This window comes from Frankia sp. Hr75.2, assembly GCF_949319125.1.
Lineage (GTDB): Bacteria > Actinomycetota > Actinomycetes > Frankiales > Frankiaceae > Parafrankia > Parafrankia soli.
This window is the reverse complement of sequence record NZ_CASGGV010000006.1, coordinates 1-21,317: the sequence shown is the minus strand read 5'-3', so window position 1 is coordinate 21,317 and position 21,317 is coordinate 1. Positions and strand designations below refer to the sequence as shown.

19 protein-coding genes are annotated in these 21,317 nt (G+C 73.1%); 9 read left to right on the top strand and 10 right to left on the bottom strand.

Annotation, left to right across the window (positions count from 1 at the left end):
• Window positions 1–444 precede the first annotated feature (444 nt).
• From AC559T_RS00515 to ppsA, 3 genes are all read left to right on the top strand, one after another.
• Entirely contained in the window at window positions 445–1,050 is a 606-nt protein-coding gene (locus tag AC559T_RS00515) for a DoxX family protein (RefSeq protein WP_498867363.1), read from the top strand.
• 141 nt (window positions 1,051–1,191) lie between these two features.
• Entirely contained in the window at window positions 1,192–1,809 is a 618-nt protein-coding gene (locus AC559T_RS00510; protein WP_368952293.1) for a CBS domain-containing protein, read from the top strand.
• Window positions 1,806–4,238, top strand: coding sequence for a phosphoenolpyruvate synthase (ppsA, locus tag AC559T_RS00505; RefSeq protein WP_498867362.1), 2,433 nt, complete (start codon window positions 1,806–1,808; stop codon window positions 4,236–4,238). Before AC559T_RS00510 ends, ppsA begins: the two co-directional genes overlap by 4 nt.
• Window positions 4,239–4,291: 53 nt before the next feature.
• On the opposite strand, the gene AC559T_RS00500 is transcribed toward ppsA, so the two are convergent.
• Window positions 4,292–5,584 (bottom strand): acetyl-CoA hydrolase/transferase family protein, encoded by a 1,293-nt coding sequence (locus AC559T_RS00500; RefSeq protein ID WP_498867361.1) that lies wholly within the window; start codon window positions 5,582–5,584, stop codon window positions 4,292–4,294.
• 203 nt (window positions 5,585–5,787) lie between these two features.
• Here AC559T_RS00500 and AC559T_RS00495 point away from each other — a divergent pair, with 203 nt between their 5' ends.
• From AC559T_RS00495 to AC559T_RS00480, 4 genes are all read left to right on the top strand, one after another.
• Window positions 5,788–6,966, top strand: a complete 1,179-nt coding sequence (locus tag AC559T_RS00495) for a universal stress protein (protein ID WP_498867360.1) — start codon at window positions 5,788–5,790, stop codon at window positions 6,964–6,966.
• Window positions 6,914–7,246 (top strand): hypothetical protein, encoded by a 333-nt coding sequence (locus tag AC559T_RS00490; RefSeq protein ID WP_131626247.1) that lies wholly within the window; start codon window positions 6,914–6,916, stop codon window positions 7,244–7,246. The genes AC559T_RS00495 and AC559T_RS00490 overlap by 53 nt, the downstream gene beginning before the upstream one ends.
• Before the next feature lie 2 nt (window positions 7,247–7,248).
• Window positions 7,249–7,968, top strand: a complete 720-nt coding sequence (locus AC559T_RS00485; protein WP_112108927.1) for an AMIN-like domain-containing (lipo)protein — start codon at window positions 7,249–7,251, stop codon at window positions 7,966–7,968.
• Window positions 7,969–8,046: 78 nt separating this feature from the next.
• A complete protein-coding gene (locus tag AC559T_RS00480; protein ID WP_112108928.1) occupies window positions 8,047–8,964 on the top strand; it encodes a universal stress protein in 918 nt (305 codons plus the stop codon).
• Here AC559T_RS00480 and AC559T_RS00475 read toward each other — a convergent pair.
• The 7 genes from AC559T_RS00475 to AC559T_RS00445 form a co-directional block, all read right to left on the bottom strand.
• Complete coding sequence (locus AC559T_RS00475) at window positions 8,958–9,230, bottom strand: hypothetical protein (RefSeq protein ID WP_112108929.1); 273 nt, start codon at window positions 9,228–9,230, stop codon at window positions 8,958–8,960. The two genes, AC559T_RS00480 and AC559T_RS00475, sit on opposite strands and share 7 nt — an antisense overlap.
• A gap of 49 nt (window positions 9,231–9,279) precedes the next feature.
• The gene (locus AC559T_RS00470) at window positions 9,280–10,293 is read right to left on the bottom strand and encodes a cation transporting ATPase C-terminal domain-containing protein (protein ID WP_498867359.1); all 1,014 of its coding nucleotides are present in this window, start codon (window positions 10,291–10,293) and stop codon (window positions 9,280–9,282) included.
• Window positions 10,248–11,126: a universal stress protein gene (locus tag AC559T_RS00465; protein ID WP_498867358.1), complete on the bottom strand. Its 879-nt coding sequence runs from the start codon at window positions 11,124–11,126 to the stop codon at window positions 10,248–10,250. The genes AC559T_RS00470 and AC559T_RS00465 overlap by 46 nt, the downstream gene beginning before the upstream one ends.
• A 166-nt stretch (window positions 11,127–11,292) precedes the next feature.
• Window positions 11,293–12,072, bottom strand: a complete 780-nt coding sequence (locus AC559T_RS00460) for a CBS domain-containing protein (protein WP_498867357.1) — start codon at window positions 12,070–12,072, stop codon at window positions 11,293–11,295.
• Between the two features lie 145 nt (window positions 12,073–12,217).
• Complete coding sequence (locus AC559T_RS00455; RefSeq protein ID WP_498867356.1) at window positions 12,218–12,688, bottom strand: CBS domain-containing protein; 471 nt, start codon at window positions 12,686–12,688, stop codon at window positions 12,218–12,220.
• A 319-nt stretch (window positions 12,689–13,007) separates the two neighbouring features.
• Window positions 13,008–14,825: a sensor histidine kinase gene (locus tag AC559T_RS00450; RefSeq protein WP_498867364.1), complete on the bottom strand. Its 1,818-nt coding sequence runs from the start codon at window positions 14,823–14,825 to the stop codon at window positions 13,008–13,010.
• 190 nt (window positions 14,826–15,015) lie between these two features.
• Entirely contained in the window at window positions 15,016–16,500 is a 1,485-nt protein-coding gene (locus AC559T_RS00445; RefSeq protein ID WP_498867355.1) for a hypothetical protein, read from the bottom strand.
• Window positions 16,501–16,881: 381 nt separating this feature from the next.
• Between AC559T_RS00445 and AC559T_RS00440 the strand changes: the two genes are divergently transcribed.
• Entirely contained in the window at window positions 16,882–17,715 is an 834-nt protein-coding gene (locus AC559T_RS00440) for a PP2C family protein-serine/threonine phosphatase (protein ID WP_498867354.1), read from the top strand.
• A gap of 55 nt (window positions 17,716–17,770) precedes the next feature.
• Here the strand turns inward: AC559T_RS00440 and AC559T_RS00435 are convergent, their stop codons facing one another.
• Both AC559T_RS00435 and AC559T_RS00430 read right to left on the bottom strand, forming a co-directional pair.
• Window positions 17,771–19,441: a SulP family inorganic anion transporter gene (locus tag AC559T_RS00435; RefSeq protein WP_112108932.1), complete on the bottom strand. Its 1,671-nt coding sequence runs from the start codon at window positions 19,439–19,441 to the stop codon at window positions 17,771–17,773.
• A gap of 65 nt (window positions 19,442–19,506) precedes the next feature.
• Entirely contained in the window at window positions 19,507–20,196 is a 690-nt protein-coding gene (locus tag AC559T_RS00430) for a DUF4389 domain-containing protein (RefSeq protein ID WP_112108933.1), read from the bottom strand.
• A gap of 269 nt (window positions 20,197–20,465) precedes the next feature.
• Between AC559T_RS00430 and AC559T_RS00425 the strand changes: the two genes are divergently transcribed.
• Window positions 20,466–21,173, top strand: a complete 708-nt coding sequence (locus AC559T_RS00425; RefSeq protein WP_112108934.1) for a CBS domain-containing protein — start codon at window positions 20,466–20,468, stop codon at window positions 21,171–21,173.
• Window positions 21,174–21,317 lie beyond the last annotated feature (144 nt).

The window sequence follows — 21,317 nt, the reverse complement described above, 5'->3', positions numbered from 1 at the left end:
GACGGCTGCCTGCATGACGTCCTCAATTCCTCGCGGTGGGGCGTGCTGCCGTCGGCCCCTTGGGAGAGTGTTAAGCATGGAGAAGGGTGGGTCCGTTCGCCCTGGATGGCGCCCGGTCCGTAAGGTCGACGATGCTGTCCGGCCTGCCGGAAAACAATGTGTGTCATGACAGCCCTTCTGACCCACTCGCCGGAAAGGTTTTTACCGGCGCATCACCGACCGTGTCTCATGTTTCTCCGTCGGCAAGATCTGCTCATGCCACGTAGGTCCCGGGCCGGGGGGACGGATGGTCCATGCGGGTGGGTCGAACGGTCACGTACCGCGGAGGTGGCGGGCGCGCAGGAGGCGGGCTCCCACCTGTGCCCGGCGGTCCCGTCCGGACTGGGACCATCCGCCCATAGGTGGCGGGATGTAGCTCACTCGGACGGAAGTCCGGTCCCCGACATGCTGGTGGTCATCCCGACCGAGGAGGACACGATGCCTGTCACCACCGGTACGAAGGCCACTGCCGCGGTCCGCTCGCCCCTGGCCGACCTCAACCGCCACCACCACCCGGGACGCCACAGCCTCGCCGTCGACGTCCTGCTCGCGGTCACCCGGGTCAGCCTCGGCTGGATCTTCCTGTGGGCGTTCCTCGACAAGCTGTTCGGCCTGGGCCACGAGACCCCCTCGGCCCAGTCCTGGGTCAACGGCGGCAGCCCCACCGAGGGCTTCCTGGCCCACGCGGCCACCGGACCGTTCGCCGGGATCTACCACGACATCGCCGGCGCGACCTGGGCTGACTGGCTGTTCATGATCGGCCTGGCCGGTATCGGCGCGGCCCTCGTCCTCGGCGTCGGGATGCGCGCCGCCGCCGTCGCGGGTGCCACCCTGCTCGTCCTCATGTGGACCGCGGTTCTTCCCCCGGAAAACAACCCCTTCATGGACGACCACCTCGTCTACGCTCTGGTACTCGGCCTTCTCGCCGCCTTCGGCGCTGGTCGTTCCTTCGGTCTCGGCGGCTGGTGGGAGCGCACGGCTCTCACCCGTGGCCGGCCCTACCTGATCTGAAGTACTTCGTCCCGTGGCGAGATGGACCCGAGGTGGTCCCGAAAACGCGGCCGCCGGATGGGCCGAACGCGGATCCATCCGGCATCGCCGGGCGGGCTGATTCTTTCTGGAAGGGCGGCGGTTATGCGTGCCGGAGAACTGATGACGCGCAAGCTCAGCATCGTGACACCCGACGTGCCGGTGAAGGACGTCGCGCGGCTGCTCGCACTGCGGGGGGTCGGCGCCGCACCGGTGGTGTCGCCTCAGGGCGAGCTGGTCGGCATCGTGACGGAGGCGGATTTCATCGCGCTGGAGGCTCGGCCTGACTCGAGGCTGCACGCCCGCCGTGACCGCAGTCCGCGGCCGGCCGCACCGGGCACTGTCGGCGAGGTGATGTCGTCGCCGGTCGTCACGGCCGGGGTCGATGCCGACATCGCGGACATCGTCGGCGTCATGCTGGCCGAGCACATCTCGCGTGTGCCGATCCTGGACGAAGCGGGAACGCTGGTCGGCATCATCAGCCGCAGCGATCTGCTCCGGCTGCTCGCCCGCCCGGACCGGCTGGTCGCCGAGGACGTCCGCGGTGCGGTGGAGGCGGCCGGGGTGCGCGGTTCGCCGCGGATCGAGGTGCTGCACGGGCGGGTCCGGATCTCGGACGTCGACACCTCGGATCCCGCGCTGCTGCGGCGACTCGTGCGCGACGTCCCCGGGGTGCTGGGCCTGGAGATCGCCCAACCGGTCGGTGCGGCCGGAGCGAGCGGCAGGGAGGACGAGCTGTGAGCGAGCGTCGGTGGATCGCGTGGTTCAAGGAGATCGGCGCGGACGACGTCGACCAGGCCGGGGGCAAGGGCGCGAACCTCGGAGAGCTGACCCGCGCCGGGCTGCCCGTGCCACCGGGATTCGTGATCACGGTGTCCGCGTACCTGGACGTCGTCGACGCGGCCTGGATGCGCTCGGAGATCGCCGCCCGTGCCGCGGGCATCGACCCTGACGACCACGCGCAGCTCGAACAGGTCGCCGGGGAGTTGCGGGCGCACATCGTCGCGGCGCCCGTCCCGGAGGCGCTGCGCCGCGCGATCTCGGAGGCGTACCGGGAACTGGGCGGCGGCTCGGTGGCGGTGCGGTCGTCGGCGACGGCCGAGGACGCGGCCGGCACGTCCTTCGCGGGCATGAACAGCACGTTCACCAACGTCTCCGGCGAAAAGGAACTCCTCGCGCGGGTTCGTGAATGCTGGGCCTCGCTGTACGGGCCGCGAGCCGTCGCCTACCGGGCCAGCCGCCACATGGTGGCCGAACCGGAGATCGCGGTCGTGGTCCAGCGGATGGTCGACGCGGAGCGGTCGGGCGTGATGTTCTCGGCCGACCCGATGACCGGTGACAGGTCCCGCATCGTGATCGAAGCGGCCTTCGGGCTCGGCGAGGTCGTCGTCGGCGGCGAGGTCATCCCGGACACCTACGTCGTGGACAAGGACGGCCCGCGGCTGGTCGACGTCCGGACCGGCGCGCAGACCCATCAGATCATCCGTGGCGCCGACGGCCACGACCTGCTCGTGAACCTGCTTCCGACGGAGGGACGCCACCGGATTCTCACCGAGGACGAGATACTGGACCTGGCGCGGCTGGCTCTGCGCGTCGAGGCGCACTACGGCGAGCCGCAGGACGTCGAATGGGCGATCGAGGGGCACCGGACACATCTCGTGCAGTCCCGCCCCGTCACGACCGGCGGGGCGGCACCGGTCACGACCGCACCCCGGCCCACGAGAATCGAGTCGTCCGAGAGGACCGGCCCGTCCGAGATGACGGGCAGGAGCGAGCCCTCCGACACCGTGCTGCTCACCGGCCTCGGGGGCGCGCCGGGACGGGCGGCCGGCCGGGTCCGCGTTCTCACCTCACCCGGCGATGGCGCGGCGTTCGTGACCGGGGAGGTCCTGGTCGCCGCGATGACCTCCCCGGACTGGGTGCCCGTCATCCGCCGCGCCGCCGCGGTGGTCACCGACAGCGGCGGGGTGACCTGCCATGCCGCGATCGTCGCCCGCGAGCTGGGCGTGCCCTGCGTGGTCGGGACGAGCAGCGCGACATCCACGCTGCGCACCGGCGACACGGTCGTCGTCGACGGCAGCCGCGGGGTGGTCGAGAAGGATGCGGACATATGGGAGACCCCGCGAGTGCTGGCCAACCCGGGGCGAGCCATGGTGAAGACCATCCCGTCACCCACGGTCGCGATCGAGGTCACGCCCGTCGTCCCGGCGGGCCAGGCGCCGAACCCGGTGGTTCCGGTGGCTGTCGAGCCGACCGCCACCAGGCTCTATGTGAATCTTGCCGTCGCCGACCACGTGGAGCAGGTCGCGGCACTGCCTGTCGCGGGCGTGGGCCTGCTGCGGGCGGAGCTCCTCCTGGTCGACGCGCTTGGTGGGACGCATCCCCGCCATCTGCTGGAGCAGGGCGGCCGCGCGGAGTTCGTGGAACGGATGGCCGCCTCCGTCGAGCGGATCACCCGCGCGTTCGCGCCCCGGCCGGTGATCTACCGGGCGACGGACTTCCGCACCAACGAGTTCCGCGGGCTTACCGGTGGCGACCGTTTCGAACCGGTCGAGGCGAACCCGATGATCGGCTACCGGGGCTGCTTCCGCTACGTCCGTGATCCCGCCGTGTTCGACGCCGAGCTGGAGGTGCTGGCCGTCGTGCGGGAACGCACGCCGAACCTGCACCTGATGATTCCGTTCGTGCGGACCGGCTGGGAGCTCGAGGCCTGCCTGAAGGCGGTGGACGCCAGTCCGCTCGGTGACCATCGGGACATGCTCCGCTGGGTGATGGCCGAGGTGCCCTCGGCCGCCTACTGGATCCCCGCCTACGCCCGGCTCGGGATCGACGGGGTCTCGATCGGCTCCAACGACCTGACCCAGCTCGTGCTCGGTGTCGACCGGGACTCCGAGACCTGCGCCGAGCTGTTCGACGAGGCGGACCCGGCGGTGCTCGACACCATCGCCCGCATCATCACGGCATGCCGGGAGAACGGTCTCACCTCGTCGCTGTGCGGGCAGGCTCCCTCGACCAGGCCCGACTACGCCGAGCGGCTCGTCGAGCTCGGCATCACCTCGGTCTCGGTCGATCCAGACGCGGTGGGTGCCGCGGCGTGGTCGATCGCCGCCGCGGAGCGCCGCATCCTCCTCGACGCGGCCCGGACCGGGATGGCGTCAGGGCGGGGCTGACCTCGGAGGCCAGCGGTGATCGCGGGCCCGGGGAAGCGATGCGAGCGGGGGGATCAGGCCGGCAGCTCCGATCCTTCCGCCCGCCCGGCATCCCTTCCGTCCATGTGCCCTTCCGCCCCGGCTTCCCGCAGGCCGGGGCGAGCCGCCGGGTGCGCGACGTGCTCGATGAGGTCGCGGGCCTGCTGCTCCTGCGCGCTGCCCCACAGCTGCGCGGTGCCGTGCTCGCTGATGACGTGGCTGTGCTGGAAACTCGTGGTCGGCTCGGCCAGCGCCCGGACGACCGTCGACCGGCCGGTCTTGCTGTGCCAGCTGGGCAGGGCGATGATCGCTCGTCCGCCGGTGGCGTGCAGTGCTCCGGTGACGAAGTCGGGCTGCCCGCCGAAGCCCGACCACACGCGCCCGCGTACGAACGAGGCGTTGGCCTGGGCGTGCAGGTCGATCTGCAGCGCGGTGTTGATCGACGTCATCCCTGGCTGACGGGCGATGGTCCCGGGGTCGTTGACGGTCTCGGTGCGCAGGAGCCGGACCCGGGGGTTGCGGTCGAGCCAGGCATACAGCTCGCCTGAGCCGAACACGAAGCTGGTGACCAGCTCAGCGTCCGCGGCCAGGGCACCAGAGCGGTCGAGTGCCAGCACGCCGTCGGAGAACATCTCCGTCCACACCCGCAGGCGTCGTCGCCCGGTGAGCGCCGCGAGAGTGGCGTCGGGGACGGCGCCGATGCCCAGCTGCAGGGTCGCGCCGTCGGGCACCAGCGCGGCGACCCGGGCGCCGATCTCGCGGTGGATGTCGCTCGTCTGCCTGAAGACGGGGCTGGCCAGCGGTATGTCGATCTCCAGGGCGAGGTCCACCTCGTCGCAGGAGAGCTCACCGTCACCGAAGGTGTAGGGCATCCGGGAGTTGGTCTGGGCGATGACCAGACCACCGGAGCTCCGGACGGCCTCGACGGCGGCCGGCAGGATGTTGACCTCGGTGCCCATCGACACCTTCCCGTCAACTGGCCGGCTGGTGTGCAGGATGACGGCGTCGGGGCGGTGCGCGCTGGTGAACAGCCGGGGGACCATGCTCAGCCGGCAGGGCAGGTACTCCAGCGCGCGGTGTCCTCGCATCCCGGGGCCGACGAACGGCGTCACCGGCGTTACACCGGGCCGTTCCGGGACGCCGTGCTGGGCGTTGAGGACGAAAAGACGGTACGCGGGCAGCGCGCGGTCGAGCGCGCCCACCGCGACGGTCGGAGCGGCGAAGTTGCCCGCCGCGACGATCAGTGGCGGTCGGTCCGGTCGATCCGGTCGGTCCGCCAGCCGAGCGGCGAGCAGGTCCACGAGCACTGGCTCACTCACGATCCGCATGTCCGCATCGTCCCGGGTGCCCCGAGCGGCCCGGCCGGCGGGTCGGCTGGCGGGTCGGTCGGCCGTGGTGGTCCAGGGACGTCCGTTCCCCGCCAGGAGTCCTTGGTCATGTCCGGTGCAGTACGGAAAGGCCGGATCTGCTGGGCGTGAAGGGGAAGACGTGTTGTGTACGGATTTTCCGGAGGCCGGTGGGGAGGGCTGAGATGACCGAGATCGTCGTCGGTGTGGATGCTTCGGCCACGTCGGTGTCCGCCCTGCGCTGGGCGCTGACGGAGGCCCGCCTGCGCCGCATCGGGGTGCGGGCGGTCCTGGCCTGGTCCGGGGGTGGCCTTCCGGCGGCCCTCGGTCCCGTGGGGGTGCCGTCCACACCCGCGGATCTCGAGGCGGCCGCCGCGGCCATGCTCCACCGGGCCGTCACGGAGGCCGTCGACGGCCTTGCCGCGGGCGACCGGGTCAGGGTGACGGAGTCGACCGTGCGGGATCTTCCCGCGCGCGCCCTGGTCAGGGAATCCACCGTGGCACGGATGCTGGTCGTGGGGGCGTCGGCGGCGAGCCGTCACCGCCGGGCGGCCACCGGTTCGCTGGCCGAGGTGTGTGTCCGAGAGGCCCGGGTCCCGGTGGTGATCACCCATCACGACGCCACTCCCGGTTCGACCGGCCGTGTGTTCGCCGCCCCGCTGGAGCGGACGGCTCCGGACGCCGGTTCCGCCGTCGCCGTGGCCTCCCGGGACCGGCTGCCGGTGCTGGTCGGGGTGGACGGTTCCGCTCCCTCGCTGGCAGCGGTTCGCTGGGCGACGCGGGACGCGTGCCTGCGGGGGGTGCCGTTGGTGATGGCGAACGTCCGCCCGCACTGGCCGCGGGTCCCCGGCAGTTTCCCGGGGAGCTGGCGGGCCAGCCGCGACGGCCGGATCACCGAGGAGATCCTGGACTACTGCGCCGCCGAGAGCCGGCGGGCCTGCGCCGAGGTCACGCTGCTCCCACTCGCCGTCGACGGCGTGCCGGCCGCGAGTCTGCTCAGGCTCGCACGGGATGCGCAGATCCTGGTCGTCGGAGGCAGGGAGGCCTCGATGTTCAGCCCTCGGCCGCTGCGGGCGCCCGGCCGGGACGCCGTGATCCACGCTCCCTGCCCGGTGGTGATCGTCCGGCCGGAGCGGACCGGGTGCACCACCCCCGGGGGCTGCGCCGACGAAGGAGGTAACGATCATGACTGCCGTTCGTTTCGAGGTTCCGAAGGTCACGGCCAGGCGGATTCCCACGCGGCCCGCCGAGCTGGCAGTCGAGGCGGCCGGCCCGCCCCCTGCCGGGGGCGCGGCCACGGAGCCGCTTCCCGTGGCGGTACGGCGCTCACCCGTCGACCTGACGGCGGTGGCGGTCGTCGGTGAGATCGCCGTCGGCGCCGTGGCCGTCGCGTGGCAGCTGGCGCGCCGGCAGCCGGCGCCGCACGCCAACGTCCAGATGGGTCCCGGCGGCTGGGTCAGCCTGCGGGGCGGTCGGGTCCGGCTGACCGGCCACGGCCGCCGGGCCGGGCACCGCGGGCAGGATCACCACTGGTCACATCTCGGCGTCGGCGCCGCGCCGCGCCGCCGTCACACCTGCCGGCGCCACCGGATGGCCGGTCAGGCCCGCCGGCTGTCCTGGCGGCCGCCGACCGGGAGGTCGTAGCCATGAACCGACTGACGCAGAGCCCGCCGGCACGACGTGGGATGGGCCGTCGACGGGTCGGGACACTGGCGCTGGCGGCCGGTGTGCTGGCGCTCGGGCTGGCAGGCTGCGGCGGAGCGGACGACGGGGGCACCGCCGGGCGAACCGCCTCGGCACCACCGGTGACCACGACCGCCGGCACACCGTCGGCGAGCGTCGCAGCCAGGCCCACCGGGTCGCCCCGCGGCGGCCCGGCGCCGACGCCGGCGACGCCGTCCCGCCTGCCCACGACCCCGGGCGAACCCGCGTGGTCGAGTGAGCCGCGCCGCGTCGAGCATGCGCTGCCCGGCACGGCGACGGTCGTCGCGGTGCGCGGCGCGCACAACGTCGCCGGCGGGCTGGAGTTCGACCGGCTGGTGATCGAGTTCCGGGATCGCGTTCCCGGCTACGACGTGCGGTACGTGGCCGATGTGCGATCGCCGGGAGAGGGTGCGGTGGTCCCGCTGCGCGGACAGGCGTTCCTCGAACTGGTGCTGTTCCCCGCGGCGGCCCACGACGACGCCGGGACGTCGACGCTGACCACCCCGCGGACCGGTGGTGGGCTGCCCGCGCTCGTCCAGTACCGGCTGACCGGTGACTACGAGGGCTACGTCCACTTCGGCCTCGGCGTCGACGACAGGGTCGGCTTCCGGGTGCTCGAACTGTCGGATCCGGCCCGTCTGGTGATCGACCTCGCGGCCTGAGCGCCGCGTCCCCGGCCGGCCGTCGCGGTGGCGGGCGGCCGCGCCGGAGTGAGGCCGCCCGCCTGAGGGAGGTGGCACATGACAAAGGGCGAGATCGTGGTCGGGCTCGACGGATCACCGGAGGCCGAACAGGCCCTGCGTTGGGCCGTGCGTGAGGCCGGCCTGCGGCAGACGGGGGTGCGCGCGGTCCTGGCCTGGGCCGCGGCCGGCCCGGCCTCGGACGGGTCGCGGCCGCCGCCGGCGACCTCCCCCGAGCACCCGCGGTGGACGGCGCAGTGGATCGTCAACGACGTCCTGGGACGGGTGCGCGGGGACGAGCCGGCGGCCCGCATCGTCGGCCGGACCGTCTTCGGGCCCGCGGTGCGGATGCTGCTGGCGGAGTCGGCGGGCGCGGACATGTTTGTCCTCGGCGCCCACGGAACCGGTCGGACCGCGCCGATGCTGACCGGGTCGGTCAGTCTCGCCTGCGCGCACGGCGCGGAGGTCCCGGTGGTCGTGGTCCGAGGCTCCGCCGCCAGGTGGGAGGGCGGACCGGTCGTCGTCGGCGTGGACGGTTCGCCGGCCTCCCTCGACGCGCTCGACTGGGCGGTGCGCGAGGCGGAGCTGCGGGCGGCCCGGCTGCGGGTCGTCCACGTGTGGACCCCGCCCCCGACGTCGGCCGACGGCCCTCCGCCCGGTGCCGACGCGCTTCACCGCGCCGCCCGCGGCGTGCTCGACGAGGCCGTGCGCCCGTATCTCGCCCGTGCCCGCGCGGGCACGGGCGTGGAACCCGTGCTGATCAGCAGCGGGGTGAGTCGTGCGCTGATCGACGAGGCCGCACGGGCACAGCTGCTCGTGCTGGGAGCACGGGGCCGGGGTGGTTTCGACGGGCTCCTGCTCGGCTCCACCGGTTCGCAATGCGTCTCCTACGCGGACAGCCCGGTCGTCATCGTGCGCCGTTCCGCCCAGCCGCGGAGCCCGACGGACCCGTCGTCGGGCGGTCCGGCGGGTCAGTGAACGGGCGAGAAGTACGAGCCCGGATCGTTGAGCGGCATCCCGGCGCGGTCGTAGACCGACGTGCCGAGGGCCCGTAGCCGCTCCGACGACGCGCGGAGATGATGCGCGCAGAGGAGGATCTCCTGCTCCGGCCGCCCGTCCTGGGCCGGCACCACCACCTGTGCGACAGGCGCGCTCGGGCAGCAGCACGAGCGTGCGGCCGGTCCGATCGGTGGGCGCGGGCTGGCCGCCGGCCCGGGCGGGGTGGCCTGGGCGGCGGGGATCATGTCTGTCCGTGGTGACCGGGAGGAGCGCCTACCCCCGAGGAGACTCATGTCACCAAGATGCCCTTCCGGCCCGTGCCGGACGACCGACTGAGGTCCCGTCCGGGTGGGCCGCTCCGCCTGCCGTGCGCGCCCGGCGGCGCCACGCGCGCCAGAGCTCGTCGGTGCCCCAGACGATGGCCGGCAGCGGGAGCAGCCTGTTGGTGAACAGCCCGACGGCGCGCAGCAGCATCACCGGCCGGATCACGCCCTCGCTCCGCGGCCTCGGCGGGCGGTCCATCAGCCCCGGCTCGGCCGGCTCCCGCCCCAGCGCCAGCGCCGGCAGCGTCTCGGTGCCCAGGTCGATCATGAGGATCTGCAGGACGGTCAGCGGCAGCGGCACAGCACCGCCGGACAGCGCGAAGACCAGGAACGGGACGACCTCCGGAACGGCATGGGTAAAGATATAGACAATAAATTTCCGAACGTTGTCGTAAACCTGGCGGCCGGCCCGGACGGCGCCGACGATCGTGGCGAAGTTGTCGTCCGTGAGCACCATCGTGGACGCCTCCCGGGCCACGTCCGTGCCCGAGCGTCCCATCGCCACCCCGATGTCGGCACGGCGCAGGGCGGGCGCGTCGTTGTAGCCGCTCAGCAGCCGCGTGTCGGCCGGAATCCGATCGCCCTCACCGATCAGGATCAGATCGCCGGGGACGATCTCGCGTACGTCGATGTCACGCGCCTCGCCGTCCCGGACCGCCGTCGCATGGGGCGGCATGTAGGCGGCCAGCGCCTCCACCGCGCGTTCGGCGTGCCGTTCCTGGACGAAGGCGACCGCGGCGTTGAGCAGCACCACCGCGACGATCGCCGCGGCAAGCACAGTACCGCCGGACACCAGCGACAGCAGTGCCGCCAGCCACAGCAGGAGGGCCAGCGGGTGGAGGAGCTGGCGGCCGATCTCACCCGGCCAGGTGCGGCCCCCACGCCGCGACAGCTCGTTGGGCCCCGCGGCGACGAGCCGGCGGGCGGCCCCCCGGCCGCTCAGCCGTGGATGACGGCCACGGGGCAGGCGGCGTGCAGCACGCACTGGTGGGCGGTGGAGCCGAGCACCAGTTCGGCGAAGCCACCGCGTCCGCGTGTGCCGACCACGACGAGCTGCGCGTGGGCCGAGGCGTTCAGCAGGGCGCGGGTCGGGGTGTCGTCGACCGCCTGCAGGCTGACCTCGACATCGGACTCGTCGTCGATGTCGGCCGTCGCGATGTCGGTGAGGAGCTGCTCGGCGCCGGCGCGGAGCGAGGGGTAGAAGTCGTCCAGGGGCATGCCCAACGTGGTGATGTTGCTGTGGTAGCCGTGCACGATGTGCAGCGGGACGCCGCGCTCGGCAGCATTGGCCTCGGCCCAGCGAACCGCGGCCTGCGAGGGGGCCGAGCCGTCCACCCCGACCACGATCGGCCGCTGGTCGGGCAGGTCGTCGGTGGCGGTGCCGCGGACGACGACCACCGGTCCGGAGCAGTGGTGTAGGAACCGCTGGGCGACGGAACCGGCCAGGATGCGGTGGGCCAGTCCCGGGCTCCGGGCCCCGATCACGGTCAGCGAGGCGTTCTTCGCCTCGGCGACGAGCGCGTCCACCGGGTCCTGGTCGACGACGAGCCTGCGCAGCTCGATCGGCAGGTCGGGCATCGGCACCCGCTCGATCGTCCGGTCGAGCATCTCGGTGGCGGCGGCTGCGAGCCCCTTGTAGTCGGCGGTGGCCGCGGCCTGGTAGATCGGCCGCGGCAGGCCGTCGGCCGTCCAGCCCAGCAGGGCGGTGACGGGCCGGTGCTCGATTCGCGCCGTCTCCAGGGCCCAGCGCAACGCGGCCTCCGATCCCGCGGAGCCATCGATTCCAACGAGGATCGTCCGGGTGCTTTCGGTGCTCACGGTGGCCTCCTGCATCTGTCGACCGCCCGATCGGGTGGGCCCGATGGGGCTGGTCCCAGCGTGCGGCAGAGACGGGTGCATCCGAACCGGCGAAGGTCGGTGGCCCGACCGGACCTTTGGCCCGCGGGCAGGCCGCCCATTCGCTCCGTTGACGGGCCGCGGATTTTTATCGGGCGCCGCTGGGGGCGGGCTCGCCGTGGTGGCGTATCTCCGCGTCCGGTCCGGGATAGATGAAGCTGACGTGACCGGTGTCGGACCAGCGCACCGCGAACGGCGGGTCGCCCGCGGGCGAGCGGACCTCGAAGATCTCCCCGGTCCGGTCCGGTTGCCGGGTGGCACCGCGGTGCACGACCAGCGTGTCGCCGGGAGCGGCGCGCATCTGCCTGCGCCGCGGCGGAAGCTCGGGCACCGCGCTGGGTTCCGTCTCGACGCCGGCGGCGGCGGAGGCGCGCGCGGCAGCCGCTGGCGTGGCGGGCTCGGCCGGCGTCGCCGTGGATGTGGGCTCCGGCGGACCGGCCTCGTGGCGCGGCGTGAGCACCTCGTCGGCCAGCGGGTGGACGAGGTCCGCGACCTGGCGTTCGTTACGGATGAGCAGGTCGTCGACGGAGACGAGACCGACGACCCGGCGGCCCTCCATCACCGGGAGCCGGCGGAACGCATGGTCGCGGAACACCCGGTAGGCGCGCTCGACGTCGACGCCGGCGGGAATCGTGATCACCTCGGTCGTCATGAGCGCGTCGATCCGGCCGTCAGGGGAGACACCGCGCGCGACACCGCGTAGGACGACGTCGCGATCGGTGACGATCCCGACCAGGTTGTTGTCGTCCTCCACGACGAGGAGTGCTCCCACCCCCTGGCGCTCCATCTCGCGGGCCGCGTCGCGGATCGAGGTGCCGCTGTCCACGGTGACCGGTTGCCTGGTGATCGTGCTGCGTATGTCGGTCATGTTCACCGCCTCTGCCTGGTGGGGGCAGCCGCCGCGTCCTCTGCCGATCAGTGGGGTGGATGGTGCCTCCCCCGCCACATCGGACGCCGACGGTCACGAGTGGTGCTCATACGTGTGCTTTCGGTGTGCCCGCTGCTCGGGATGGTCACCCCACGCCGTGATCAGGCGGGCACGGTGACGCCGCCGAGAACACGGGCACGAGGCGGAAGAGCATCGGGTTGGGCAGCGCCGCCTCCGTGCCGGGCCGCCGTGGGTGGCGGCGGCCGGCCAGCGCGTCGACCAGATCGGCCGTCGTGAGTATTCCGGCGAGGTTGTCGGATTCGTCCAGGACGCAGACGGCGTCGATGTGCCGGGACGCCATGAAGTCGGCGACGGAGCGGACGGTCTGGTCGGCGTGGACCTGGGGTGGTTCGCGGTCGAGGAGTTCGCTGACGGTGCGAAGCCGCGGGCCGAGCGGGCCGGCGACCGACTCGGAGACCAGGCGCCGGTCGTCCAGCATGCCGACCAGCCTGGATCCCTCGACGACCGGCAGGTGGTGTACGCCGGCCTGGGCCATGACCTCCCAGGCGAGGATCACGTCGTCGTCCGGTGCCACCACCATGACGCCGGTTGTCATGATCTCTCCCGCGCGCACGTCCGCCACCCGCGCCTGGGTGGGTCCTGTGCCGGATGGTGCGTGGGCCGGGGCCGTGCCGGCCGCCTCGGCGGGCTCCGGGCGGCCCGCCGCACTGTTCCGAGTCGCCAATGTCCTCGTCCTCTCTGCCTTGTCGCTGCCTCGTCCCTGCCTCGTCCTGTACCCGTCGCTGGTCCGCCGGACCGCGCTCGGGCATGGCGACCTCCTGGCGGAGGAGAGAAGGAACTCGTTGCCGCGGTCTCGCCGGGCCGGCGGTTCAGCGCGCCGTGCCCGGGCCATCGGGCGGCGCGTGCCGACGGGGTCAGAGAGGGGCGGTCCAGCGGAGGTGGGTGCCGCCCGCGGGCGGCACCGTGGCGGTGAAGGTGCCGCCGAGGCTCTCGGCGCGGGCGCGCAGGTTGTCCAGGCCGCTGCGGCGGGTGGTGTCACCGATGCCGACCCCGTTGTCGACGGCGTCCAGGGTGACCATGTCCCCGTCCACGGCCAGCCGCACCTCGACGCTGGTCGCGTGGGCGTGGCGGGCGGTGTTCGTGAGGGCCTCGCGGGTGACGGCGAGCAGATGGTCGGTGAGCTGGTCGTCCGCGACGGTGTCGAGGGGACCGGTCAGGGAGATCGCGGGGGCGAACCCGAGGGCCGGCCGAACGTCCTCCGCGATCTTGTCGAGGGCGGTGCGGAGACGGCCGCGCTTGGTGGGGCCCTGCCCGCGCAGCTCGAAGATGGAACGACGGATGTCCTTGATGGTCGCGTCGATGTCCTCGACGTAGCCGTTGAGCCGGTCGGCGTTGGAGGGGTTCTCGTACTGGGCGAGATCCTGCATGCCGAGCGCGACGGCGAACATCCGCTGGATGACGTGGTCGTGCAGGTCACGGGCGATCCGGCCGCGGTCGGCGAGGACCCGCAGGTGCTCCTGGTCGGCTCGGGCCCGGGCGAGCTCGAGGGCGACGGCGATGTGGCCGGCGAAGCTTGTCGCCATGTCGAGGTCGCCGTCGGTGAAGGCGCGGGCGCCGCGGTCGCGGCCGATGAGCAGCGCTCCGCCGCACTGGTCGCCGCCGGCGACGAGCGGGACGACCATGAGCGGCCCAGTGCGTGCCGCGCGCTCGTCGGGGAGCGCGTCGAGCTCCGCGTCGTCGACGCGAAGACCCTGCTGCTCGGCGATCACCCGGCCGGTCAGAGTGTGCGCGAGGGGGATCAGGCGGCCGGCGCGGCCGGCATCGGTGCCCAGACCGGCGTGGGCTGGGCCGTCCGGTGCGGCGGTGCTGTCGGTCCCCGCGGCCGAGCCGGTACCGTCACGCTCCGTGACGGCAACGGCGACGCGCGCGTACTCGTCCCCGTTTCCCCTTCCCCCGCGTTCGGCGTTCCCGGCACCCTTGCTCGGGTCGCCTCCGTCCGCAGTGCCCTGGTTCGTGGTGTGCAGCGCGAGGGCGACGAAGTGGGCGTCGGCGACCTCCTGCACCCGGTGCACGAGGGTGGCGAGCGCGTTGTCGGCGCCGACCATCACCTGGCGGCTGATCTCCGCCGAGGCGGTCATCCACAGGTGTCGCTGCTGCGACTCGTGGTAGAGCCGCGCGTTCTCGATGGCCACCCCGGCGTTGGCGGCCAGGGCCAGGGCGAGCTCCTCGTCCTCCGCGGTGAAGGGGACGCCGTCGCGTTTGTCGGTGAGGTAGAGATTGCCGAACACCTCGCCCCGCACCGTGATCGGGACACCGAGGAAGGTCCGCATCGGCGGATGCCCGGCCGGGAAGCCCTGGGAAGCCGGGTCATGGGCGATGTCGTCGGCGCGGCGTGGCCGAGGGTCGTCGATCAGGATGCCGAGCAGGCCGTGGCCGGTGGGCAGGTGGCCGATCCGCTCCACGTCCGCGTCGGTCATGCCGACGTGGACGAACTCCTCGAGGGTGCGGTCGGGGGCGACGACGCCGAGTGCGCCGTAGCGGGCACCCAGCAGATCCGTTGCGGCCTCGACGATGTGCCGGAGCAGGACGGGCAGCCGCAGGTCGGTGGCGATGACCCGGTTCGCCTGCAGCAGGCCGCGCAGCCGGCTCTGGGTGGCGATGACGTCCTGGGCGCGGTCGACGAGTTGGCTGAGCAGGTCGTCGAGTTCCAGCCGGGCCACCGTGGGGAACATCAGCCCGTCGCCTGCGGGCAGCCCGGTGGGCGCCGGTCCGCCCGGCGCCGGGCGTGGGGACTCCCTGATCGACGGTTCGGCCGCCGGTGTCCCGCCCGACCGGTGCGAGGTCGAGAGCTCGGATCCTGCCCCCACGCGAGCACGATACGCGAGGTGTGACTTTCGGGGTGCGGGTTACACGATTGCCGTCTCACCCCGCCGCCCGTTGTGCCGCCCGCAGGGTGGCGTCGGGTGCCGGCGCGTCGCGGAGGGTCTTCGCCTCGGGCCAGGGGTCGGTGCCGGCCGGCTCGTCGGTGCGCCCGGCACCCGGCCGGGTGCCGGGCCGTGGGGCCAGGGCCGGTCGGGTGCCGGGCCGGCGGTACCCCGGATGCGCGCACCGAAGCTGGATGAGGTCCGCCGCGGTGGCGTCGGCGAGTGCCGCGGCGCGGTCCCGGTCGCGGCGCAGGGTCCACGGCGCGTCGAGGACGACGGTCTCACCGCGCTCGGCCGCGATGCCCGCGCGCCGCAGCAGCTCGTCGTAGCCGAGGTCGGTGGTGCGGCCGGTCGCGTCGTCCGGCCCGCTACCGGTGGTCTCGGCGCGCAGCAGCGTCCATCCCTCCGCGTCGGCGAGGTCGGCGGCCAGCTCGCTGCGTCCCGACTCGCGGGTCCCGCCGACGAGCACGAGCCGCACCCGCCCGTGGCGCAGGTTCGTGAGGGCCAGTGAGGCCAGGGCCCGTGCCTCGGCGCCGGCGGCTCTGTCACCCTGGGCGTGCCGGGTGCAGGCGACCTTGCAGCGCACGAACGCCCGGTACGCGACGTAGAGGTTCTCCAGCGATCTGGGATGGCTTTCGGCGGAGTACTCGCGGTAACGATCCAGGAAGAACGCGGCGAGATCCGGACGCCCGAGACGTTCGAGGTCCATCGCGAGGAACGCGACGTCGGCGAGGACGTCGCCGACCCGCAGGCGCTGGTCGAACTCGAGGCAGTCCAGGACGCGGGGGCCGTCGTCGAGGCAGTAGATGTCGTCGGCGAGCAGGTCGCCATGCCCGTCGCGGATGAGCTCGCGGTGCTGCCGCTCGCGCAGCAGGGGCTGGCGACCGTCCAGGTAGCGCCCGGCGAGCCGGCCGATGGCGTCGATCGTGCTGGCGTCGAGGACGGAACCCAGGTAGGGCTGGACGCCTCGGATGCCCTCGTCCCACAGCCCGCGCAGCGTGGCGGGCGAGCCGGCGTCGGTGATCTGGGCCGAGGTGTCGCAGCGGGTGTGGAAGTCGGCGAGCAGGCGGGCAACGGCCCGCAGCTCCCCGCAGACGTCCCCGCCGGCGGTGACCAGTGCGGACAGCCGCCGGGCGGCCGGCAGGCGGCGCATGACGACCATGTGGTCGCAGGCGTTGCCGTCGGGGCCGATCACGTCGGCGACGCCGAGATAGACGTCCGGCGCCAGCCGCCGGTTGAGGTCCACCTCGGCGTGGCAGGCCGCCTGGCGTGCCTCTCGGGTGCGGAAGTCCAGGAAACCGAGGTCGGCCGGCTTCTTGGTCTTGTAGACCCGGTCACCCAGGAAGACCAGTACGGACGTGTGCGTCTCGACCAGCCGGGCCGGTGCCGGCATCGGCGCCGGCGTGCCGCCGGGACCAGGCCGGACGCGCGCCGATGGCGCCGCCGAGGCGGGAACCGTGTTCGCGACTGTCGTCACACCCATGCCTCAACCCTGCCCCCGGGATGCTCCGGGTACAGCGTTCTCGAGTAGCCCGGCCGGGGTGCGAAGGTCCCGGGGGCGGTGGGACCAACGGGGAAGCCCGGGATTGGCCGTCGGTGCCGCGGTGAGCCGCCTGACCTGACGGGTTCCCGCCCGCCCGCCCGGGGCCAGACCTCCCGGCACCCCCGTTCGGGGACGTTCCCCCGGCTCCTCCCTGCCGAAAGTCCCTTTCACCGGTTCGGCGCGATGCCGATTCTGGGAGTGCGTCGCCTCCAGGTGCATCCAGATCGGGGCGGTCGCGGGTCCTGCGGAGATCGGTCTCCCGGGCCCGACCGTGCCGGTCACCTGATGCGGGGACCGGCAGCGGATACCGGAGGTGGGCACGTGAACGACATCAGAGCGTCCTGGCGGATCAGCCCGTCACGGCCGGGTGCGATGTGCGGCGACTGGATCGACGTCGCGCGGCTCGCGGACGGGCGGCTGGCGGTCAGCATGGGCGACGCCGCCGGTCACGGCGACCAGGCGGCGGCGCTGGCCCTGGTACTGCGCCGGCTGCTACGCGAGCGGCTGCTCGGCGGCGCCGATCCGGGCCAGGCTCTCGGCGGTGCCCTCGCCGAAGTGGCGGAACTCGGCGACATGGGCGAGATGTACGCGACCGCGTTCGTCGCCGTCGCCGCCGCGGACGGCACGGTGACCTACGCGAACGCCGGCCACCCGGCGCCCATCGTCCTGCGCTCCCGGGGCCCGTGGGATCGCGGGCGTACCGCCCCCGGCCGCCACGGGGCCGGCCGGTCGCTCGGGCCCACCGGCCCGCTCCTGTCGGATCTCTTCGCCGGTGCCGCGATCTGGTCGAACCGGACGCTGCGGCTCGCCCCAGGTGAGTCGTTGTTCCTGTACACCGACGGCCTCACCGAGGCGCGGAACTCGGCGGGCGTCGAGTTCGGACCCGACCGGCTGGTGGACGCCGGCTGGCGGCAGACCGGGAGCAGCACGCCGGGCCGGGGCCGCCGCCCCTCCGCGGTGTCCGGTGTCCTCGAGCGCATGTTCGCCGAGGTCGCCGCGTTCACTCAGCGAGCGCCCGATGATCGTTCCGCGCTGGTGCTCGCGTGCGTCCCGGAGGCCGACGGCCACGATGGCGACCGTGCGCTCGGTGATTCCGGCCGGCTCGGTGACACCATCCGGCGCGGTGCGGCCGCTGAGCAGTGCGGCGTGGGCTGACGCCGCCGCGGGACCCGGTCGGACAGCGCCGGCCGGTGGCGTGCGCCGGTTGTGATCAGGGGAGCCTGTCGCCCGTGCGCAGGCGGTGTGCCGCCGTGGTCGCCCGCATGGTGGGGAAGATCATGTCGGGTCCGACGCTCGCGGTGAGCCCGTACGAGGTGAGGTCGTCGAGCAGCTCGTGTTTGACATGGGCCAGGCCGAAGGCGATGCCCCGCCTGGTCACCTCGGCACGCAGATCCTCCAGCGCGTCGAGAGCCGTGATGTCGACCTCGACGATGGCCTCCATGTTGAGGACGAACCAGTCGATGTCGTCGGCGCACGCGTCGAGGGCGGCGACCGCCCGGCGGCGGAAGTTCTCCGCGTTGGCGAAGAAGAGAGGCGAGTCGTACCGGTAGGCGAGCAGCCCGGGAACGGTGTGCGCGTTCGGGTAGTCGTCCACGTCGTGCATGCCGTCCAGGCCGGGGACCCGTCCCAGTACCGCGTCGTGCGGTCGGGCGACCCGGGCGAGCAGGTCCAGCAGCGATACGCCGATGGCCACCAGGACCCCGTAGAGGATGTCGAACACCAGGACGCCGACGGCGGCGGTGAGCGCGAGCGTGAGCTCGCTGCGCCGGAACGAGGCCAGCCGGCGGAACCCCGCGATGTCGACCAGGCGGACCGCCGCGAAGATGATGATCGCGCCGAGCGTCGCTACCGGGAACATCGCCAGCGCCGGGCGTCCGAATCCCAGGACCAGGACGACCGCGCCCAGGGCGACCAGGGAGTAGGCCTGCGTGTGCGCGCCGCTGGACGCGGCGAGCGCGGTGCGGCTCCCGCTGCTGCTGACCGGGAAGCCCTGGCCGATCCCCGCTCCGAGGTTCGCCGCTCCCAGCGCGAACAGCTCCCGGTTGGCGTCGACCGCGTGGCCGTCGCGTCCGGCGAAGGCACGCGCGGTGAGCATGTTGTCGGTGAACCCGACGAAGAGGATGCCGAGCGCGGACGGTGCGACGTCGACGAGGTCGGCGCCCGTGGGCATCGTCAGGTGCGGAAGCCCGCCGTCGATGTCACCGACCACGCGGACGCCGTGCGTGTCGAGGCCGAAGGCCCATACCGCGAGCGTCGCGACCATGATCACAAGTAGTGGGCTCGGCAGCCGGGGCGCGCGCCAGTGCAGCACGACGAGCAGGACGAGGGATGCGGTCGACACGACGAGGGTTCCACCGTGCAGGTGGTGCACCGCGCCGGCGAACGAGCGGAGCTCGCCGAACAGGCTTCCGCCCTCGACCGGGACACCGGTCACCTTCTCCAGCTGGCCGACGATCATGATGACCGCGACCCCGGCGAGGTAGCCGACGAGGATCGGCCGGGAGAGCAGGTGCGCGATGATGCCGAGCCGCGCGAAGCCGGCGGCGATCGCGAGAACCCCGACCGCGGCGGCGAGGGCGGCGGCGAGGGCGGCGTACCGCGACGGATCACCGTCTGCCAGCGGGGCGACGGCGGCCGCGGTCATCAGCGCGGTGGTCGACTCCGGCCCGACCGAGAGCAGCCTCGACGACCCGAGGATCGCGTAGGCGACGACGGCGGGGGCGATCGCCCACAGGCCCGCCACCGGCGCCACACCCGCGAGTGCGCCGTAGGCCATCACCTGGGGAATCAGGTATGCCGCGACCGTCAGGCCGCTCGCGGCGTCCCCCCGCGCCCACCGTCGGGAGTAACGGGGCAGGCGCGGGAGGCGCAGGTGGTCCACGGGAGCACGTCACTCCTGGTCGCTGTCGGGTGTGGTCCCGAGCGGCCCGGTGATCCGGACGACTCTCACACCGCGGGGTTCGGGGCAGGCTGGTCCTGAGGTTCCGGTTCGGCGCCGCCGGAGTCGAGCCGGAACGGGGGGTACTCGTCGGTCATCAGGGCGGCGTAGGCGCCGACCCGGATCACCCAGCGGTTGAGCCCGACAACAAGATCGTAGAGGGCTCGCGGGTAGCTGCCGGTCGCCGCGAGAGTGATCGCCGCGATGAGCGCGAGCAGGCCGATCAGGCCGCCGCCCGTTCCCGCGGTCAGCAGGGCGTTGTGGCTGAGCGTCGTGCCGCCGACGAGGAACCCCACGACCAGATAGTGCGGGATGAGCAGCAGCCACCACTTGACGAGCACCAGACCGCGGGAGAGCTGGGCCGGATACGGGATCGTGAGGTGAGCCGGGTAGTCGGGCTCCTCGCCGAGGGAGAACGGCGGATAGCGGTCCGTCGCCAGCGCGCTGTAGGAGTAGTAGGACACCCGCCAGGACCAGCGCAGCACCCCCGTGTTGAAGTTGAAGATCGCCCGCGGGTAGCGGCCGGTGAACAGGATCGCCACACCGGCGACGGCCGTCAGGACGACGAACGCCACCCAGAGGAAGAACAGCACCACGTAGTGCGGGATGGCGAGGAACCACTTGACCAGCCAGAGCCAGCGCGAGAGCGGCTCGTCGAGGCGGGCATTCACTTTGATCGGGTATGGGCGGTCGTACATCACACACCCCGCTGCCGCGTTCCGGTGCTGGGAGAAGGGCCGGCCGGGGTGGTCGGGGCTCCCGCATCGGTTGCGCTGCTCGGTTCGGTTCGTCTGGTCTGTCGGGGAAGTGGTTCCCGGATCACGGGCCGAACTCAGCGACCTTCGGCAGGGATGCCGGGGGCCGCAGGTCCTGTGCCTTTCGGGAGCGACGTCCGCTCTGGCCGCCCCTGGAAGTGAGCATGCTCCCCCGTGTGGTTCGCCGCAGGCGTTGGCAGGAGGAGGCCCCCATGACGGGTGAGATCACGTTCCGGGCGCCGGTGACGGTGCCGGCCCCGACCCCGATCCGGGAAGCCGCGGAGCTGATGGACCGGGCCGGTGTCGGATCGCTGCTGGTGGTCGACGAGGGGCGCCTGGCGGGCATCGTGACGGACCGGGACCTGGCGTTGCGGGCCGTCGCCCGCGCCGTCCCGCTCGACGCCCGGATCGACGCCGTCATGACCTGCGGCGTCGTGACAGTCGGGCCTTCCGCGGGATGGGAGGAGATCACCCGGGTCTTCGCCGAGCACGCGATCCGCCGGCTCGTGGTGACCGACGGGGACACCATCGTCGGGGTTGTCGCGCTCGACGACCTGCTCGCCGCCGCGGCCGATCCGCACACCGCGGCGACCGGCCCGCGGAACGCGGCGCTCGGAGCCGTCGCCGCAGCGGAGATCGGGCATCCTCACCATGAGGGGGGCCTGCCCCTGCCGCTCGACGCGCTGCGCCCGCGGCCCCGGACCCTCAGCCGGTGGCAGGCCCGGGTGGGCGACGCCGTCGTCGTCCGTGCCGCCGTCGGGAACGGCCCGAAGCGGGACGGGGAGATCCTCGAGGTCGCGACGCCTGCCGGCGATCCCCCCTTCCTGGTCCGCTGGTCGGACGGCAGACTGAGCTACATCCACCCGGGCCCGGACGCGCGGATCCACCACTACGGTGAGCCGGTGGGCAGCGCCCGCTGACGGGCGGTCCAGGCGGGCGGCGGTCACCCGACCAGCGGTCGCGGTGTGAATGGCCGGCTGGGCGCGAGGGCCGCCGCCGCGCCCGTTGGTCCTGGCGGGCGTAAGCCGATTGGCGAGGCGACTCCGAGGCCGTATCGTCGCGCT

Excerpts from the sequence above, each read along its gene's own strand:
- AC559T_RS00515 (WP_498867363.1), top strand. The coding sequence starts at position 445 with ATGCTGGTGGTCATCCCGACCGAGGAGGACACGATGCCTGTCACCACC.
- AC559T_RS00510 (WP_368952293.1), top strand. The coding sequence starts at position 1,192 with ATGACGCGCAAGCTCAGCATCGTGACACCCGACGTGCCGGTGAAGGAC.
- AC559T_RS00500 (WP_498867361.1), bottom strand. The coding sequence starts at position 5,584 with ATGCGGATCGTGAGTGAGCCAGTGCTCGTGGACCTGCTCGCCGCTCGG.
- AC559T_RS00495 (WP_498867360.1), top strand. The coding sequence starts at position 5,788 with ATGACCGAGATCGTCGTCGGTGTGGATGCTTCGGCCACGTCGGTGTCC.
- AC559T_RS00485 (WP_112108927.1), top strand. The coding sequence starts at position 7,249 with ATGAACCGACTGACGCAGAGCCCGCCGGCACGACGTGGGATGGGCCGT.
- AC559T_RS00480 (WP_112108928.1), top strand. The coding sequence starts at position 8,047 with ATGACAAAGGGCGAGATCGTGGTCGGGCTCGACGGATCACCGGAGGCC.
- AC559T_RS00475 (WP_112108929.1), bottom strand. The coding sequence starts at position 9,230 with ATGATCCCCGCCGCCCAGGCCACCCCGCCCGGGCCGGCGGCCAGCCCG.
- AC559T_RS00460 (WP_498867357.1), bottom strand. The coding sequence starts at position 12,072 with ATGACCGACATACGCAGCACGATCACCAGGCAACCGGTCACCGTGGAC.
- AC559T_RS00455 (WP_498867356.1), bottom strand. The coding sequence starts at position 12,688 with ATGACAACCGGCGTCATGGTGGTGGCACCGGACGACGACGTGATCCTC.
- AC559T_RS00450 (WP_498867364.1), bottom strand. The coding sequence starts at position 14,825 with ATGTTCCCCACGGTGGCCCGGCTGGAACTCGACGACCTGCTCAGCCAA.
- AC559T_RS00445 (WP_498867355.1), bottom strand. The coding sequence starts at position 16,500 with ATGGGTGTGACGACAGTCGCGAACACGGTTCCCGCCTCGGCGGCGCCA.
- AC559T_RS00430 (WP_112108933.1), bottom strand. The coding sequence starts at position 20,196 with ATGTACGACCGCCCATACCCGATCAAAGTGAATGCCCGCCTCGACGAG.
- AC559T_RS00425 (WP_112108934.1), top strand. The coding sequence starts at position 20,466 with ATGACGGGTGAGATCACGTTCCGGGCGCCGGTGACGGTGCCGGCCCCG.